This is a genomic window from Pseudomonas sp. TE24901, assembly GCF_054058375.1.
In genome coordinates this window covers 15,747-33,038 of record NZ_JBSSAF010000007.1, presented here as the reverse complement: position 1 = coordinate 33,038, position 17,292 = coordinate 15,747, and the positions used below count along the sequence as shown (strand labels likewise).

Genomic DNA, 17,292 nt, shown 5'->3' with positions numbered 1-17,292 from the left:
GGCAAGCCAGCTCCCACATTTAGATTGAGTTTCGTCAGTTGCAGACGTCAGCAATGGCCTCGGCCAGCAACGCCAGCCGCGTGGCATCAGCCCCCGCCACGTTGGCCCGGCCCGAACTCACCATGTACACGCTGTGCTTCTCGCGCAGTTGCTTGACCTGTTCGGCGCTCAGGCCGGTATAGGAAAACATCCCGCGTTGCGCGCCAATGTGTGCGAACTGCTCGGCCAGCCCGTGTGGCGCCAGCGCCTCCACCAGCCCGGAACGCAACTGCGCGATCCGCGAACGCATGGCTTCGACTTCACCGCTCCACAACGCCTTGAGCTCGGCATCGCCGAGGATGGTCGCGACCACGGCTGCGCCATGGTCCGGCGGCGTCGACCACAGGTTGCGTGCGATATTCGCCAGTTGGCTGCGCACATCCGTCAGCTTCTCGGCATCCGCCGCGCACACGATCAACGCGCCGACACGGTCGCTGTACAGCCCGAAATTCTTCGAGCACGAACTGGTGACCAGCAGTTCCGGCAACTCAGCCGCGAACAGACGCACCGCCCAGGCATCCTGCTCCAGGCCGTCGCCAAAGCCTTGGTAGGCAAAGTCGATCAGCGGCAGCAGCCGGCGCTCGCGCACGATCTGCAGCACCTGGCGCCAGTCGTCCTGGGACAGGTCGAAACCGGTTGGGTTGTGGCAGCAGGCGTGCAGCAGCACCACATCGCCCTCTGGCACCTTGGACAGCGTGGCCAGCATCGCCTGCACATCCAGGCGGTTGTCAGTGCCCACGTAGGGGTAATGGCTGACCTTGAGCCCGGCCTTGGCAAAGATGGTTTCGTGGATCGGCCAGGTCGGGTTGCTCAACCACACGCCACGGCCCGGCAGATGCTGGGCGATGAAGTCGGCGCTCAGGCGCAGAGCCCCGGTGCCGCCCGGGGTCTGGCTGGCGCCGGCACGGCGTTCGCGAATCAGCGGCGAGTCGGCGCCCAGCACCAATTGGCTGATCAGTGTGCCGAAGGCGGCATTGCCGTGGCCGCCGATGTAGGTCTTGGTGGTTTGCGTGTCCACCAGGCGCTGCTCGGCGAGCTTCACCGAGTGGGGGATAGGTGTCAGGCCCTGGTCGTCCTTGTAGACGCCCACGCCCAGGTCGAACTTGTTCGGGTTGCTGTCCTGGGCATACAGGTCCATCAAACCCAGGATCGGGTCGCCGGGCACACGGCCAATGGCATCAAAATGCATTACTTGCGGCCCTCGGCGTCCTTGGCCACGTCGTCGGTGCGCGCGGCCATGATGAAGTCATTGCGGTGCAGGCCCTTGATGGAGTGGCTCCACCAGGTCACGGTGACTTTGCCCCATTCGGTGAGCAGGCCTGGGTGATGGCCTTCGGCTTCGGAGATCTCGCCCATGGCGTTGGTGAAGGCCAGGGCAAACTTGAAGTTCTTGAACAGGAAAACCTTTTCCAGCTGCATCACGCCATCGCGTACTTCGATGTTCCAGTCGGGGATCTGCTTGATCAGTACCGGCAACTCTTCATCGCTGACTTGAGGGGCGTCGGCGCGGCAGGCTTCGCAGTGGGCTTGGTTCAAGGTGGTCATGTAGGTGTCCTGAATTCGAATGTATGAAGATCAGTAGCGTCACCCTAAAGCAACGCGCGGCCAGGGAACAGGTTCACCTGGCTTCAAAACGTAAGGTTCACGCAGCTTTGGGCTTGGGTGGGAATTTTGGCGCGTGCAAACCGAGCTGCATGCCGCGCTCCACCATGCCCATGATGTCTTCCTGCGCCACGTCGAACAGGCGCTTGAGTTCAGGCAGGACAAAGTACAGCGGTTGCAGGATGTCGATGCGATACGGTGTGCGCATCGCTTCCAGCGGGTCGAAGGTTTGGTGCTCGGGCTCGGACGACAGGCTGTACACCGTCTCCTTGGGCGACGACAGAATACCGCCCCCATAGATGCGCCGGCCCTGCGGTGTGTCCACCAGGCCAAACTCGATGGTCATCCAGTACAGGCGCGCCAGGTACACCCGTTGCTCCTTGGTGGCCGCCAGGCCGAGCTTGCCGTAGGTGTGGGTGAATTCGGCGAACCAGGGGTTGGTCAGCAGCGGGCAGTGACCAAAGATCTCGTGGAAAATGTCCGGCTCTTGCAGGTAGTCCAATTCTTCGCGGGTGCGAATAAAGGTCGCGACCGGAAACTGCTTGCTGGCGAGCAATTCGAAGAAGGTCTGGAAGGGGATCAGTGCCGGCACGCGGGCCACTTGCCAACCAGTGGTCTCGGCCAGCACTTTGTTGATTTCACCCAGTTGCGGGATACGATCCAGGGGCAGGCCAAGCTTGTCGATGCCGTCCAGGTATTCCTGGCAGGCGCGCCCCTCGATCACTTTCAACTGGCGAGTGATCAGGGTGTTCCACACCGCATGTTCTTCCGGCGGGTAGTGGATAAAACCTTGCGCATCGGGCTCGCGGGCCACGTACTGCGTCTGCTTCATACGGCTCTCCTGCTAGGCATTCGTTCTTGTTATGTCCTGCTATGAGCCTATTGATACCCCTTGGTGGGAGAGATTCCATCTACCTGCCGCGTGTATCCGTAGGAAAAGTTACCGATATTCGTAAAGTTTTCGTTACGTTTGTGGCGCTCGTCGTTGGATTGGGCTGGGAAAAGCACACAAGCTGTCACATAATCTTGACGACTATCTGCGCCCAGCGGCAAAAAGACGCGGCGCCTTCCCACTTTTCGGGCCTTTTCATGCGTATCAAAGTGCACTGCCAGAACCGCATCGGCATCCTGCGGGACATCCTCAACCTGTTGGTGGAGTACGGCGTCAACGTCGCCAAGGGGGAGGTCGGTGGCGAACACGGCAATGCCATCTACCTGTTCTGCCCGAACCTGGTGAACATGCAATTCCAGGCGTTGCGCCCGCAATTCGAAGCGATCGCCGGGGTGTTCGGCGTCAAGCGGGTAGGGCTGATGCCCAGCGAGCGGCGCCACATGGAACTCAATGCGTTGCTCGGTGCCCTGGAGTTTCCGGTGCTGTCCATCGACATGGGTGGCTCCATCGTCGCCGCCAACCGTGCAGCGGCACAGTTGCTCGGCGTGCGGGTTGATGAGGTGCCGGGCATTCCATTGTCGCGCTATGCCGAGGATTTCGACCTGCCCGAGTTGGTACGTGCAAGCAAATCACGCATCAATGGCCTGCGAGTCAAGGTCAAGGGTGACGTCTTCCTGGCGGATATCGCGCCGCTGCAATCCTCCGAACACGATGACAGTGAAGCCATGGCGGGCGCCGTGCTGACCCTGCACCGTGCCGACCGCGTGGGGGAGCGTATCTACAATGTGCGCAAGCAGGAACTGCGCGGCTTCGACAGTATTTTCCAGAGCTCCAAGGTCATGGCGGCCGTGGTGCGCGAAGCGCGGCGCATGGCACCGCTGGACGCGCCTCTATTAATAGAAGGCGAGACGGGCACCGGCAAGGAACTGCTGGCGCGGGCGTGCCACCTGGCCAGCCCGCGCGGACAGTCGCCGCTGATGGCCCTCAACTGCGCAGGCCTGCCGGAGTCGATGGCCGAGACCGAGCTGTTCGGCTACGGCCCGGGTGCGTTTGAAGGTGCACGGGCCGAAGGCAAGCTCGGGCTGTTGGAGCTGACGGCGGGCGGTACGTTGTTTCTCGATGGCGTTGGGGAAATGAGCGCGCGTTTGCAGGTGAAGTTGCTGCGTTTTCTGCAGGACGGTTGCTTCAGGCGCGTCGGCAGTGATGAAGAGGTGTACCTGGATGTGCGGGTGATCTGTGCGACCCAGGTGGATTTGTCTGAGCTATGCGCGCGTGGTGAGTTTCGCCAGGATCTGTATCACCGCCTGAATGTGCTGTCGTTGCACATCCCGCCGCTGCGCGAGTGCCTTGATGGCCTGGCGCCGCTGGTTGAGCACTTCCTCGATCAGGCCAGCCGCCAGATCGGCTGCCCGTTGCCCAAGCTAGCCCCGGCGGCGATGGAACGTCTCAGTCACTACCATTGGCCGGGCAACGTGCGGCAGTTGGAAAACGTGCTGTTCCAGGCGGTGTCGTTGTGTGACGGCGGTACGGTCAAAGCTGAGCACATTCGCCTGCCGGATTATGGCGTGCGTCAACCGCTTGGCGACTTTTCCCTGGAGGGTGGTTTGGAAGAGATTGTCGGGCGGTTTGAGAAGGCGGTGCTGGAAGTGCTGTACGCAGAACACCCCAGCAGTCGGCAACTGGGTAAGCGGCTAGGGGTTTCGCATACTACGATTGCCAACAAGTTGCGGGACCACCATGTGACCAAGTAATTGCTCCATAGAGTTGCGCGCTGAACACTGCGCAGGGGGGCGCAGTGTTCGAAGTAGCATGCGTGGGCGGTATCAGTGCGGGCGGTCTTCTACAAGACCAATAGGCACATAGTTGTGTCGATTGTCTTTGTCTTCCCATATGAGCAGGGGAATGCCATTCCCCATGTAATCAGGGAGTGAGACCAATGAATAGTTTTTGTCGTGCGGCAGCTGGTCAAGGCTCTTCTTTATTTCTGGAGAAAGTGCGCCGTGTGCGCCTTTTTTTAAGTCATCTGAAGTAACGCCAAGGTTGATGGAGTTTGCTTGGGTTTTAATTATTTCTGGTAAGCCCCATATGGGGTGGTGGTTGTTTTTCGTTAAAACTGGGTCGTCGTTCAGCGGTTGGGTCAAGGTAGGTTTGTTTCCGTCAGTGGGTATCCAGGCAGACTCCCAACTTTTTTCGCTACTTAGAATGACCAGCCGGTAGTTTTGGTCTTTGTCCAGCTTTTCAAGCTCCTTCATTGTCTTTGGTGGGAGCGCTCCATACTTGCCAGCCCGGATGTCATCGGACGTAATGCCGTGGTCGATCTCTGCTTTTCGATTGGGTATACGGTCGAGCAATTGATCTATTGCCTCAATGGTCCGGGTGGTTTGAGACGTGTCGAGCCTAGGGCGCACGTCCCAGTCGCGACGAGAGTCGGACAGTCGACGGTCAGGGCGGTAGTCCCGGTCATGAAGGGTTTCAGGCAGTCGCCGGTCAGGGCGGTAGTCCCGGTCATGACGGGTTTCGGGCAGTCGCCGGTCAGGGCGGTAGTCCCGGTCATGACGGGTTTCGGGCAGTCGCCGGTCGGGGCGGTAGTCCCGGTCATGACGGGTTTCGGGCAGGTGACGGTCGAAGCGGTGATCTCGGTCACGATAGGGGGCGGGGCGTTCACGGTCGTGGCGGTACCCGCGATCCGGTCCGAACTCCGGACGATCCCAGTTTGCATTGTGGTCGCGATCGCGGCGGTGGTAATGGGGTTCGGCAAGCGGGCGGTGAGTATCGTGCCGGCCGTAGTGCTGGTCGCGGTTGTTTGGGAAGTAAGGCTCCCTGAAATAGGTTGAGGGGGTGTCGTTGACTCTAAACATATTGTGGGCCTTGTGTAAGAGGATAAGTGTGTGTTGCGAAGTGAGCGGGTTGTTATTGGGTACCGCCGGTTAGGTGGCGAGCAAAAGTTACGCCGGGCGAGTAAGTGCAACAAGGGGGCTTTTTTGAGGAATTGTAAGTGTGTGTCGGGTGCGCCTGGGAAATGTTGAACTTTATAAGTGATTTGCGGATTACAAGTTAAAACACATGCTTTAACTATTTGCGCGAGTGTGGGTTGAGGGTAGTTTTAGCCGGGCGTGTAGTTTTTGAAATGATAAATACAGCGTGCTTGAAATTTATATCAATAAGTCTCGCTTGCGTTGAATCAATCAAGCCATTTTTTTTGCGGGGCGGGCTTGATGTGTGCTGGGGCGGCGAACTCTTTTTTGCGGGGATGGTCCTTGGCGCCGGTTTTTGCCGTTAGCGGCATAACTCCGCCGTTTTTTCGACTCGCCTGGCGGGCACGATCCTTGAGCAAAATCCGGAAACCCCTGTGTTCATTGGGTTTTTACGCCGTTTTGAAAGTTGGTTCGCAAATTGCTTAAGCCTCCTCAGTACAGCGGTGGGCGGCAAGCGTCCGTCAGAAAGAGGAAAGAGCGTGGACAAGTACCTTTATGTGGCAATGACCGGCGCCAGCCAGAATGCTCTGGCGCAAAAGGCCCATGCCAACAACCTGGCGAACATTTCCACCAACGGTTTTCAACGTGACCTGGAACAGGCGCGTTCGATGCCGGTGTTCGGTGACAGCTTTCCGGCGCGGGCGTTTGCCATGACCGAACGGCCGGCCACCGACTTTGCTCCTGGCGCGATGATCGAGACCGGCCGCGACCTGGATGTGGCGGTCAACGGCGATGGCTGGATGGCGGTACAAACCCCCGACGGCGGCGAAGCCTACGTGCGCAGTGCCAGCATGAACGTGGATGCGTTGGGTGTGCTGCGGGCCGGCAACGGCATGCCGGTCATGGGCAACGGTGGCCCGATTGCCGTGCCGCCCCAGCAGAAAATCGAAGTGGGCGCCGACGGTACCGTCAGCATTCGCGCCATGGGTGAAGGCCCGCGGGTGATGGCTGAGGTTGACCGTATCAAGCTGGTCCAGCCCGACCCCAAGAATCTGAACAAGGGCCTGGACGGCACCATCCACACCAAGGATGGCCAGCCTGCCCAAGCCGACGCGAACGTGCGGTTGACCTCGGGTTTCCTGCAGGCGAGCAACGTGAACGCGGTTGAAGAAATGACGGCGGTACTGGCGCTTTCCAAGCAATTCGAGCTGCACATCAAGATGATGAACAGCGCTAAAGAAGACGACCAGGCCATGACCCGCGTTCTGTCGATGAGCTGATTGCGGCCTCGTTGAACCACTAATTTTGCAGCGCAGCGCCAACAAACAGGCGCACGAAGGAGAACAGCATGCTTCCGGCTCTATGGGTTGCCAAAACCGGTCTGTCCGCCCAGGACACCAACCTGACCACCATTTCCAACAACTTGGCGAACGTGTCCACCACGGGCTTCAAACGTGACCGTGCCGAGTTCCAGGACTTGCTTTATCAGATCAAGAAGCAGCCGGGCGCCCAGTCGACCCAGGACAGCGAGCTGCCGTCGGGCCTGCAATTGGGTACCGGTGTGCAGATCGTCGGCACCCAGAAGAACTTCAGCGCCGGTAACCTGCAACAGACCGGCCAGCCGCTGGACATGGCCATCAACGGCAAGGGCTTCTTCCAGATCCTTCAGCCAGACGGCACCACCACTTACACCCGTGACGGCACCTTCCACCTGGACGCCAACGGCCAGGTCGTGACCGCCAACGGTTTTGCCCTGGAGCCGGCCATCGTCGTGCCGAACAACGCCCAGACTTTCACCGTCGGCAACGACGGCACCGTGTCCATCACCGTTGCTGGCAACCCGGCCTCGCAAGTGATCGGCAACCTGCAGACCGCCGACTTCATCAACCCGGCCGGCCTGCAAGCTATCGGTAACAACCTGTTCCTCGAAACCGCTTCCAGCGGCGCGCCGCAAATCGGCACCCCGGGCCTGAACGGTTTCGGCACCACCCTGCAAAGCACCCTGGAAACCTCCAACGTGAGCACGGTTGAGGAGATGGTCAACATGATCACCACCCAGCGCGCCTACGAGATGAACTCCAAGGTGATTTCCACCGCCGACCAGATGCTTTCGTTCGTAACGCAGAATCTGTAATCAAGTCTATGGGGCGCCTTTTCTGGCGCCTGCAACACCGTGAGGTAAGGGTCATGAATCGCTATGTTTCTGTTCTGGCATTGAGTGGGATCGCCGTGCTCGCGGGCTGTGTCGCCCCGACGCCGAAACCCAATGACCCGTACTACGCACCGGTGTTGCCACGCACGCCGTTGCCGGCAGCGGCCAACAATGGCTCGATCTACCAGGCCGGTTTCGAACAGAACCTGTACAGCGACCGCAAGGCATTCCGGGTGGGTGACATCATCACCATCACCCTGAACGAGAAGACCCAGGCCAGCAAGAACGCCAACTCGCAGATCGACAAGACCAGCAAGACCGGCATTGGCCTGACCTCGCTGTTTGGCGCCGTGCCCAATACCAACAACCCGTTGGGCAGCGGTGACCTGAGCCTGAGCGCCGGCTACAGCGGCGACCGTGCCACCAACGGCAAGAGCGCGGCGGCGCAGGGCAACACCTTGACCGGTTCGATCACCGTGACCGTGGCCGATGTATTGCCCAACGGCATCATCGCGGTGCGCGGGGAAAAGTGGATGACCCTCAACACCGGCGACGAGCTGGTGCGCATCGCCGGCATGGTCCGCGCCGATGACATCGCCACCGACAACACCGTGCCGTCCACGCGGATTGCCGATGCGCGCATTACCTACTCGGGTACGGGTTCGTTTGCAGATGCGAGTCAGCCGGGCTGGTTCGACCGTTTCTTCCTTAGCCCGCTGTTCCCTTTCTAGGTGATCATCTTGAACCTCAAACAGCTGATGGCAGCGGCATTGCTGTTGTCCCTGAGCGCAGTCGCCCAGGCCGAGCGCCTGAAAGACATCGCCAGCATCTCGGGCGTGCGCTCCAACCAGTTGATCGGCTACGGCCTGGTGGTGGGGCTCAACGGTACGGGTGACCAAACCACCCAGACCCCGTTCACCTTGCAGACCTTCAACAACATGTTGTCGCAGTTCGGTATCAAGGTGCCGCCAGGTTCGGGCAACGTGCAGTTGAAAAACGTCGCCGCCGTGTCGATCAGTGCCGACCTGCCTGCGTTCTCCAAACCGGGGCAGGTGGTGGACATTACCGTGTCGTCCATCGGTAACTCCAAGAGCCTGCGTGGCGGCACCTTGCTGATGACGCCGCTCAAGGGTATCGACGGCAACGTCTATGCCATTGCCCAGGGCAACCTGGTGGTGGGGGGCTTTGACGCCGAGGGCCGTGACGGCTCGAAGATCACCGTCAACGTGCCGTCGGCCGGTCGTATTCCGGGCGGCGCCACCGTTGAGCGCACCGTGCCGAGCGGATTCAACCAGGGCAACAGCCTGACCCTGAACCTCAACCGTTCGGACTTCACCACCGCCAAGCGTGTGGTCGACAAGATCAACGACATGCTCGGCCCTGGCGTGGCGCAAGCCATCGACGGCGGTTCGATCCGCGTGACAGCGCCGTTGGACCCAAGCCAGCGTGTCGACTACCTGTCGATCCTGGAAAACCTTGAGGTCGACCCGGGCCAGGCAGTGGCCAAGGTCATTATCAACTCGCGTACCGGCACCATCGTGATCGGCCAGAACGTCAAGGTATCGCCGGCGGCGGTGACCCACGGCAGCCTGACGGTGACCATCACCGAAGACCCGATCGTCAGCCAGCCTGGCCCATTGTCCAACGGCCAGACTGCTGTAGTACCGCGTTCGCGGGTCAACGCCCAGCAAGAAGCCAAGCCGATGTTCAAGTTCGGCCCCGGCACCACCCTGGATGAGATTGTCCGTGCGGTGAACCAGGTGGGCGCAGCGCCCGGCGACTTGATGGCGATCCTTGAAGCCTTGAAACAGGCCGGCGCCCTGCAAGCCGACCTGATCGTGATCTAAGGCCATGGCTATGGATATGCGCAAAAGCGGGCTGACCAGCACGGCGGACTCGGGGTCTTACTCAGACCTGAACCGGTTGAACCAGCTCAAGGTCGGTGCCGACAAGAACAGCGATGCGAACATGCGCAAGGTGGCGCAGGAGTTCGAATCGTTGTTCTTGAGCGAGATGCTCAAGTCAGCGCGCTCGGCCACCGAAGCGCTGGGCAAGGACAACCCGCTGAACACCCCGGCGGCCAAGCAGTACCAGGAAATGTACGACCAGCAACTGGCGGTCTCGATGTCACGCGAAGGCGGCGGCATCGGCCTGGCTGACGTGCTGATGCGCCAGATGCAGAAGAACAAGCCGGTGGACCCTCAAGCGGCCACCTTGCAGGGCCCCGCAGCGGCGGAGCCGGCGAAGAAAGTCGATGTGCCGACCGCGATTGCGGCGGGCACCCAAGCCGAGGGCCCACTGGGCCGCTCCAACGGCCAGCGCCCGCTGTGGGCTTACCGCGTGGCGGTGCCCGAGGGTGGCGTGTCCCATTCCAACGATGTGGCGCTGATGAACCAGCGGCGTATCTCCTTGCCGAGCAAGCTGACCGATCGGCTGTTGGCCGGCATCGTGCCGAACACTGACGCCACCACGGTCAACAACGCCGCGCCGCTGCGTAACAGTGCGGCAGCCGACAACGTGATCAACAGTGCCGCGCGCGGGTTTGCCGTCGCGCCAAAAGGCCAGATGCAGGTCTACGGCCGCGCCATTGCCCAGCCACCGCTGGCGCCGGCGAAGAAGGCGTTCAGTTCGCAGGACGAATTCGTCGCCACCATGTTGCCGATGGCCAAGGCCGCGGCGGCGCGTATCGGCGTCGATCCGAAGTACCTGGTGGCCCAGGCGGCCCTGGAAACCGGTTGGGGTAAATCGGTGATGCGTGCCGAAGATGGCAGCAGCAGCCACAACCTGTTCGGCATCAAGGCCGGGCAGAGCTGGCAGGGCGGTCAGGCGCGTGCGATCACCAGCGAGTTTCGCGATGGGGCGATGGTCAAGGAGACGGCGCAGTTCCGTTCCTACAACTCCTATCAGGACAGCTTCCACGACTTGGTGACGTTGCTGCAAAGCAATGATCGCTATAAAGAAGTTGTGAAATCGGCCGACAACCCGGAACAGTTTGTACGCGAGTTGCAAAAAGCCGGTTATGCAACCGACCCGGACTACGCCAGCAAGATTTCGCAGATCGCAAAAACGATGAACAGCTACCAGAACTACGCTGCCGCGGGCGCATCCACTCATTTATAAGGTCTGAATCATGAGTTTGCTCAATATCGGGATGTCGGGGCTCAACGCCGCTCAAGGATCGCTGTCGGTCCTGAGTAACAACATTGCCAACGTCAACACCCCGGGATACTCGCGTCAGCAGACCACCCAGAACACCAGTGCGTCGAACCAGTACGGCGGTGTCTACATCGGCAGCGGTACGACCCTGGCGGACGTGCGCCGCATTTATAACGATTTCCTCGGCGCTGCCTACCAGAGCAGCACCGCGCTCAACAGCGACGCCACCGCTTATGCGGGCCAGGCCGCTGCGGTCGACAAGACCCTGTCGGACAAGTCCACCGGCATGTCCCCGGCCCTCAGTGCGTTTTTCTCGGCGCTGCAAACGTCCGCCGCCAACCCTTCGGACATTTCCGCCCGGCAATTGCTGTTGACCAGCGCGCAGACCTTGAGCAACCGTTTTAACTCGATTTCCACGCAGTTGACCCAGCAGAAAGAAACGATCAACAGCCAACTCAAGACCATGAGCGATCAGGTCAACTCGCTGACGTCGTCGATTGCCTCGCTGAACAACCAGATTGCTCAGGCGAGCGGCACCTCCAACAGTGCGCCGAACAACTTGCTGGATGCGCGCAACGAAGCGGTGCGCTCGCTCAATGAGTTGATCGGCGTGACAGCCACCGAGAAAAACGGCCAACTGAGCATCACCACCGGTACCGGTCAGTCGCTGGTCGAGGGTGGCATTTCCAACCCGATTTCGGCGGTTCCGAGCAAGACCGACAACAGCCAGTACACCATTCAGCTGAACATGGGCGACACCGCAATGGACATCGGTTCGGTGGTCACCGGTGGCAGCATTGGCGGCCTGTTGCGTTATCGCAGTGACGTGCTGATGCCGGCGATCAACGACTTGGGCCGCATCGCCATTGCCACTGCTGACACCGTCAACCGCCAACTGGGCCAGGGCCTGGACCTGAACAGTGACTTCGGCAGTTCGCTGTTCGGTGATATCAACAGTGCGGCAGCGATCTCCCAGCGCAGCCAGGCGGCCGCGGGTAACAGCGCAGGCTCCGGCAACCTGAATGTGACGATTGCCGACAGCAGCAAGCTGTCGACCTTTGACTACAAGGTCACCTTCACCAGCGCCAACCAGTACAACGTCGTGCGTTCCGACGGCAAGGCCATGGGCTCGTTCGACACCACCACCACGCCGCCACCGGTGATTGACGGTTTCACCCTGGCGCTCAACAGCGGCGGGCCTGTGGCGGCCGGTGACAGCTTCAAGGTCAGTCCGACGGCCACCGGGGCCAGCAATATCAGCGTTGAGCTCAAGGACCCGAACAAAATCGCGTACGCCGGGGCACTGGCCGGCAACGCCAGCAAGACCAACACCGGCACGGGCACGTTCACGCCGCCGACCTTGACGCTGCCGATCGATATCAACGGTGGCGCTGATACCGCGCAGTTGCGCACCGGGATCGAAAACTCGATGCCGGTGAAGATGGTCTACGGCGACGTGGCTGCCGATGGTACGCAGTCGTACAAGATCAGCGACGCCCAGGGCAACCCGATCGGTACCGGCAGCATCATCCCGGGGCAGGCCAACAAGATCACCATCAACGTGCCGATGCGTGATGCGTCCGGCGCGCTGATCCCGGGCAAGAGCTTCAGTTTCGATACCTCGGTGGGCGGTTCGCCGGCCAAGGACGACAGCACCACCTTCTCGTTCAACAGCGGCGCCACGTCCGATGGCCGTAACGCCCAGGAGTTGCTGGGGTTGCAGACCAAGGCGACCGTGGGCGCAGTGGATGGCAATGCGGGCATGAGCCTCGTCAGCGCCAACAGCCGACTGGTGTCGCAGGTGGGCTCCAAGGCGGCCCAGGCCAACACCGACAGCACGGCCACCGGCGCGTTGCTGGCGGCGAACAAGGCGGCCAGCAACTCCGTATCCCAGGTGAACCTGGATGAGGAGGCGGGCGACATGATCAAGTTCCAGCAGTACTACACCGCGTCGTCGCAGATCATCAAAGCCGCGCAAGAAACCTTCAGCACACTGATCAACGCCCTTTAAAGGAGTCTGGAACGATGCGTATCTCTACAGAGCAATATTTCAGCACCAGCTCCAGCGATTATCAGAAGAACTATTCTGGCGTGGTCGCGGCCCAGAACCAGGCGACGACCGGCGTGCGTGTACAGACCGCCGCGGACGATCCTGTGGCGGCCGCTCAGTTGCTGTTGCTGCAGCAGCAAAAAGACATGTTGGGCCAGTACACCGGCAACATCACCAGCCTGCAAAACTCGCTGACCAACGAAGAGAGCGTGCTGCAGAGCATCAATACCGCCATGCAGACTGCGCAGGGCCTGGCGTTGCAAGCCGGTAACATGCAGCTCAGCAATGATGACCGCAAGGCAATCGCCGCCCAGGTCGGCGCGATTGAGGATCAGGTGTTGGGCTTGCTCAACTCCAAGGATTCCAACGGCAACTACATGTTCTCGGGCACGAAGACCGATACGCCGCCGTACACCCGCAACAATGACGGCACCTACAGCTATCAGGGTGATGAGACGCCGCTGAGCCTGCAAGTGGGCAGCAACCTGTCGATCACCGCAGGCGACACCGGCAAGACGTTGCTGGAGAGTTCTACCAACGCCGGTCGCACCCAGGCGACGGTGATTCCGCCCACGGTCAATGACGGCAAGGTCTCGATCTCGGCGGGCCTGGTCACCTCCGGCACGGCCTACACCAAGAATTTTGCCGATGGCCAGCCTTACAAGCTGACCTTCGCCAGCAGCACCCAATACAGCGTCACCGACAAAGACGGCAACGACGTGACCTCCGAGATCACCGGCAACGGTACGTTCGATGCCACCAAAGAGGGCGCTTCCAGCGTCAACCTGCGTGGGGTCAAGTTCGATATCACCCTGAACCTGGGGTCGAATGTCTCGACGGGCGCGCCTTCCGATGCCTTGGTGGCGGGCAGGGAATTCACGCTGGAAAGCAAGCCGGACAGCTTCAGCGTCTCGCGCACGGCCAGCAATGCGTCGACGGCGCAGTTGACCGGTGGCAGCGTCACGGACCAGGCGGCGTACTCCAGCACCTTCCCGAACTCGGGCGCGGTCATCAAGTTCACCAGCGGCACCGATTACCAGGTGTTCGCCCAGCCCTACAGCGCCAACAGCAAAGCGATTGCCAGCGGCACCATCGCGGCGGGCGCGACGTCGATCACCACGGCCGGCGTCACCTTCGGCATCAGCGGCACGCCGGGGGCGGGCGACCAATTCTCGGTCAGCGCCACCAGCAACAAGAACATGAATGCCCTGGATACCCTGGGCAATTTGCGCAAAGCCCTGCTGACACCGGCCGATGGCGATCAGGTTGCCAAGAACAACCTCAAGGATGTGTTGAACACCTCCGTCGCCAACCTGGGTAACGCCACGGCGCAGATCGACCAGGTACGCGGCTCGATCGGGGCGCGGCAGAACGCCCTGGATGTCCAAAGCCAGGAGAACACCAGCCTGGGTCTGGCCAACACCTCCACCATGTCGTCACTGGCGAACGTGGACATGGGGCAGGCGGCTATCGACCTGACCTTGCAGCAAACCATGCTGCAAGCCTCGCAACTGGCCTTTGTGAAAATCTCCCAGCTGAGCCTGTTCAGCCGCATGTAAAGGGCGCAAAACCAAACGGCCCACCCTGGCGACAGGGTGGGCCGTTGTCGTTTCTGGCGCCAGGAATGTTGCAGGGTTTTGCATAAAGCGCACAAAATTGAGTGACCTGTGAGTCATAAAGCGCATCTTCACTGTATCGTGTGAAAAGGATAAGTCGTCACAGGGTCCTTGCGGGGCGGCTTTCAGCGAGATTTTTACGGGGTTATCCCCTTTATTGTCAGCATCCCCGGCGTAGCCCGAGGGGTGTTCTCCAGCTATTTAGTATTGGGAAGCCACAATGATTGGCATAAAAAGCATCGCCAGTTACGTGCCGGCAGACGGGGTCGACAACTACGCCCAGGGTGCCAAATTCGCCAAGGATGAAGAATTCATCATCGGCAAGATCGGTTCGGCGTTCCTGCCGCGCAAGGATGCTGCGCAGGAAACCTCCGATCTGTGCGTCGAGGCGGTCAACGCCTTGTTTGCCAACAACCCGGAGTTGAAGCGCGAGTCCATCGACGCCGTGATCGTCGTGACCCAGAACGGTGATGAAGAAGGCTTGCCGCATACCGCTGCCATCGTTCAGGACAAGCTGGGCCTGCCGACCCACGTGGCCGCGTTCGATATCTCCCTGGGCTGCTCCGGCTACGTCTACGGGATCTACGCGATGAAGGGCTTCATGGAAGCCACCGGCCTGAAAAACGGCCTGCTGATCACCGCAGACCCGTACTCCAAGATCGTCGATCCGGAAGACCGCAACACCACCATGCTCTTTGGCGATGCCGCCACCGCCACCTGGATGGGCGAAGACGCGCCGTGGTTGCTCGGCAAATCGAAGTTTGGCACCGACGGTTCCGGCGCGCCGCACTTGAAGGTCAGCGATGGTGTGTTTTTCATGAACGGCCGCCAGGTGTTCAACTTTGCCTTGCTCAAGGTGCCGGCACATTTGCACGAGCTGCTCAATGAGTCGGACCTCAAGGCTGATGAGATCGACGCGTTCTGCATCCACCAGGGCAGTGCGGCGATTGTCGACGCCGTGGCCCGACGTTTTGAAGAAGCGCCGGTGGAGAAGTTCATCAAGGACATGGTCGAGACCGGCAACACCGTGTCGTCGAGCATTCCACTGCTGCTGGAAAAGCACATGATGGACGCCGACTGGAAGCGCGTGGCAATCAGCGGATTTGGCGTGGGCCTGTCGTGGGGTTCGGCGATTCTCTATCGCCCGTGATGCCCAAAGCGTGCCGCATACAAAAACGCCCATGATTGAAAAATCATGGGCGTTTTTTATTTGGCGCCAGAAAACCCAGCAATTGCGGGGGTTTGGGCTATCGTAAATGCTTGAATTACAAGGGGTGGCACGGTGCTAGTAAAAATATTCAAAAAAGTCCTCAAGCAACGTGCATTCACGACGATAACTATTACGAAGGTTCTCTAGGCCACACCCGGCGGTTGCCAGGGCCGGAAGCCGCAGTACACCACCCACGAGGATTTCGTCATGGCATTAACAGTAAACACTAACCTTGCTTCGTTGACCGTTCAGAACAACCTGAACAAGGCCTCCGGCGCACTGCAAACTTCCATGCAGCGTCTGTCTTCCGGCCTGCGTATCAACAGCGCCAAAGACGATGCGGCCGGCCTGCAAATCTCCAACCGTCTGACCAGCCAGATCAACGGCCTGGGCGTTGCGATCAAAAACGCCAACGACGGTAGCTCGATTGCTCAGACCGCTGAAGGCGCCATGCAGCAGTCCACCAACATCCTGCAAAGCATGCGTACCCTGGCTCTGCAATCGGCCAACGGCTCGCCAAGCGCTGAAGACCGTAAGTCGAACCAAGCTCAATACGCAGCACTGACTGCTGAATTGACCCGTATCGCTACCACCACCACCTTCGGTGGCAAGAACCTGCTGGACGGTTCTTTCGGTACTACTTCCTTCCAGGTCGGCGCCAACGCCAACCAGACTATCGACATGAGCATCGGTAACGTTGCAGCCAACAACATTGGTTCGCAGCAACTGAAGAGCCAAGGCCTTACTCCAAGCGCAACGGGCGTTGCTGGCGGCGCGATCGCTGTTACCGGCGGTGGCCAATCGAAGAGCGTGACCATCGCTGCTGGCGCTTCGGCCAAGCAGATCGCTGCTCAGATGAACGGCGCTGTAGGCGGCCTGGCTGCTACTGCCAGCACCACTGCTCAGTTCACCGTTGACTCGGCTGCCATCGCTGCTGCAACCCCAGCAAGCGCCAACTTCACCCTGCAAGTCGGCAGCGGTACCGCAGTGCAGTTCACCGGCGTGACCAGCACTTCGGACCTGGCTGACCAGCTGAAGTCCAACGCTGCCAAACTGGGCATCAGCGTTAACTACGATTCGACCACTCAAGCGCTGTCGGTCAAGTCCGACACCGGTGAGAACCTGACCTTCAACGCTGGCGACGCCGGTGCTATCGCAGGCGTCAAGGTTGCTACTCTGGACGGTACTGGTACCGCGGGTACTGCTGTTGCTCTGGCTGCTACTGCCATCATCGCTACCGGTGCAGTTTCCCTGAACTCCTCCAGCAGCTACTCCCTGAGCGGCGCCGGTGTGACGGGCCTGTTCGCAGCAACTGGTACTGCTGCCAACTCCACCAAAACCACCGTTAACAACACCGACATCACCACTGCTGCCAACGCACAGAACTCGATCGACGTGATCACTCAAGCGATCTCCGACATCGACTCCCAGCGTGCTGGCCTGGGTGCTGTTCAAAACCGTTTCGACAACACCGTTGCCAACCTGCAGAGCATTGCAGACAACTCCAGCGCCGCTCGCGGTCAGATCCAGGACGTTGACTACGCTGCTGAAACTGCTCAGCTGACCAAGCAACAAACCCTGCAACAGGCTTCCACTGCGATCCTGTCCCAGGCCAACCAACTGCCGTCCGCTGTACTGAAGCTGCTTCAGTAATAGCCAT

Annotated in this window: 14 protein-coding genes; 10 read left to right on the top strand and 4 right to left on the bottom strand. The window is 60.2% G+C overall.

The window, feature by feature from the left end; all coding sequences use genetic code 11:
• Positions 1 to 34 precede the first annotated feature (34 nt).
• The 3 genes from ACVWVP_RS15340 to phhA all read right to left on the bottom strand — a co-directional run bounded on the left by ACVWVP_RS15340 (position 35) and on the right by phhA (position 2,473).
• Positions 35 to 1,228: an amino acid aminotransferase gene (locus ACVWVP_RS15340; RefSeq protein WP_259172914.1), complete on the bottom strand. Its 1,194-nt coding sequence runs from the start codon at positions 1,226 to 1,228 to the stop codon at positions 35 to 37.
• Positions 1,228 to 1,584, bottom strand: coding sequence for a 4a-hydroxytetrahydrobiopterin dehydratase (locus ACVWVP_RS15335; protein WP_105523117.1), 357 nt, complete (start codon positions 1,582 to 1,584; stop codon positions 1,228 to 1,230). Before ACVWVP_RS15335 ends, ACVWVP_RS15340 begins: the two co-directional genes overlap by 1 nt.
• 97 nt (positions 1,585 to 1,681) lie before the next feature.
• The gene (gene phhA, locus ACVWVP_RS15330; protein WP_178919806.1) at positions 1,682 to 2,473 is read right to left on the bottom strand and encodes a phenylalanine 4-monooxygenase; all 792 of its coding nucleotides are present in this window, start codon (positions 2,471 to 2,473) and stop codon (positions 1,682 to 1,684) included.
• A 257-nt stretch (positions 2,474 to 2,730) separates the two neighbouring features.
• Between phhA and ACVWVP_RS15325 the strand changes: the two genes are divergently transcribed.
• Positions 2,731 to 4,284, top strand: a complete 1,554-nt coding sequence (locus tag ACVWVP_RS15325; RefSeq protein ID WP_178919805.1) for a sigma-54-dependent transcriptional regulator — start codon at positions 2,731 to 2,733, stop codon at positions 4,282 to 4,284.
• Between the two features lie 72 nt (positions 4,285 to 4,356).
• Here the strand turns inward: ACVWVP_RS15325 and ACVWVP_RS15320 are convergent, their stop codons facing one another.
• Positions 4,357 to 5,391: a hypothetical protein gene (locus tag ACVWVP_RS15320; RefSeq protein WP_457406955.1), complete on the bottom strand. Its 1,035-nt coding sequence runs from the start codon at positions 5,389 to 5,391 to the stop codon at positions 4,357 to 4,359.
• 596 nt (positions 5,392 to 5,987) lie between these two features.
• Here ACVWVP_RS15320 and ACVWVP_RS15315 point away from each other — a divergent pair.
• From ACVWVP_RS15315 to ACVWVP_RS15275, 9 genes are all read left to right on the top strand, one after another.
• A complete protein-coding gene (locus ACVWVP_RS15315; protein ID WP_178919803.1) occupies positions 5,988 to 6,728 on the top strand; it encodes a flagellar basal body rod protein FlgF in 741 nt (246 codons plus the stop codon).
• A gap of 68 nt (positions 6,729 to 6,796) precedes the next feature.
• The gene (gene flgG / locus ACVWVP_RS15310) at positions 6,797 to 7,582 is read left to right on the top strand and encodes a flagellar basal-body rod protein FlgG (RefSeq protein WP_176996204.1); all 786 of its coding nucleotides are present in this window, start codon (positions 6,797 to 6,799) and stop codon (positions 7,580 to 7,582) included.
• A gap of 53 nt (positions 7,583 to 7,635) precedes the next feature.
• Positions 7,636 to 8,331 (top strand): flagellar basal body L-ring protein FlgH, encoded by a 696-nt coding sequence (flgH, locus tag ACVWVP_RS15305; RefSeq protein WP_176996203.1) that lies wholly within the window; start codon positions 7,636 to 7,638, stop codon positions 8,329 to 8,331.
• Positions 8,332 to 8,358: 27 nt separating this feature from the next.
• Entirely contained in the window at positions 8,359 to 9,447 is a 1,089-nt protein-coding gene (locus ACVWVP_RS15300; RefSeq protein ID WP_176996377.1) for a flagellar basal body P-ring protein FlgI, read from the top strand.
• 4 nt (positions 9,448 to 9,451) lie between these two features.
• Positions 9,452 to 10,720 carry a flagellar assembly peptidoglycan hydrolase FlgJ gene (gene flgJ, locus ACVWVP_RS15295; protein ID WP_178919802.1) on the top strand — a complete coding sequence of 423 codons (1,269 nt, stop codon included), beginning with the start codon at positions 9,452 to 9,454 and terminating at the stop codon, positions 10,718 to 10,720.
• A gap of 10 nt (positions 10,721 to 10,730) precedes the next feature.
• Positions 10,731 to 12,767, top strand: a complete 2,037-nt coding sequence (flgK, locus tag ACVWVP_RS15290; protein WP_178919801.1) for a flagellar hook-associated protein FlgK — start codon at positions 10,731 to 10,733, stop codon at positions 12,765 to 12,767.
• A 14-nt stretch (positions 12,768 to 12,781) separates the two neighbouring features.
• Positions 12,782 to 14,365, top strand: a complete 1,584-nt coding sequence (locus tag ACVWVP_RS15285) for a flagellar hook-associated protein 3 (protein WP_178919800.1) — start codon at positions 12,782 to 12,784, stop codon at positions 14,363 to 14,365.
• Between the two features lie 277 nt (positions 14,366 to 14,642).
• Positions 14,643 to 15,572 carry a ketoacyl-ACP synthase III gene (locus ACVWVP_RS15280; RefSeq protein ID WP_178919799.1) on the top strand — a complete coding sequence of 310 codons (930 nt, stop codon included), beginning with the start codon at positions 14,643 to 14,645 and terminating at the stop codon, positions 15,570 to 15,572.
• Between the two features lie 267 nt (positions 15,573 to 15,839).
• Positions 15,840 to 17,285 carry a flagellin N-terminal helical domain-containing protein gene (locus tag ACVWVP_RS15275; protein ID WP_176996198.1) on the top strand — a complete coding sequence of 482 codons (1,446 nt, stop codon included), beginning with the start codon at positions 15,840 to 15,842 and terminating at the stop codon, positions 17,283 to 17,285.
• Positions 17,286 to 17,292 lie beyond the last annotated feature (7 nt).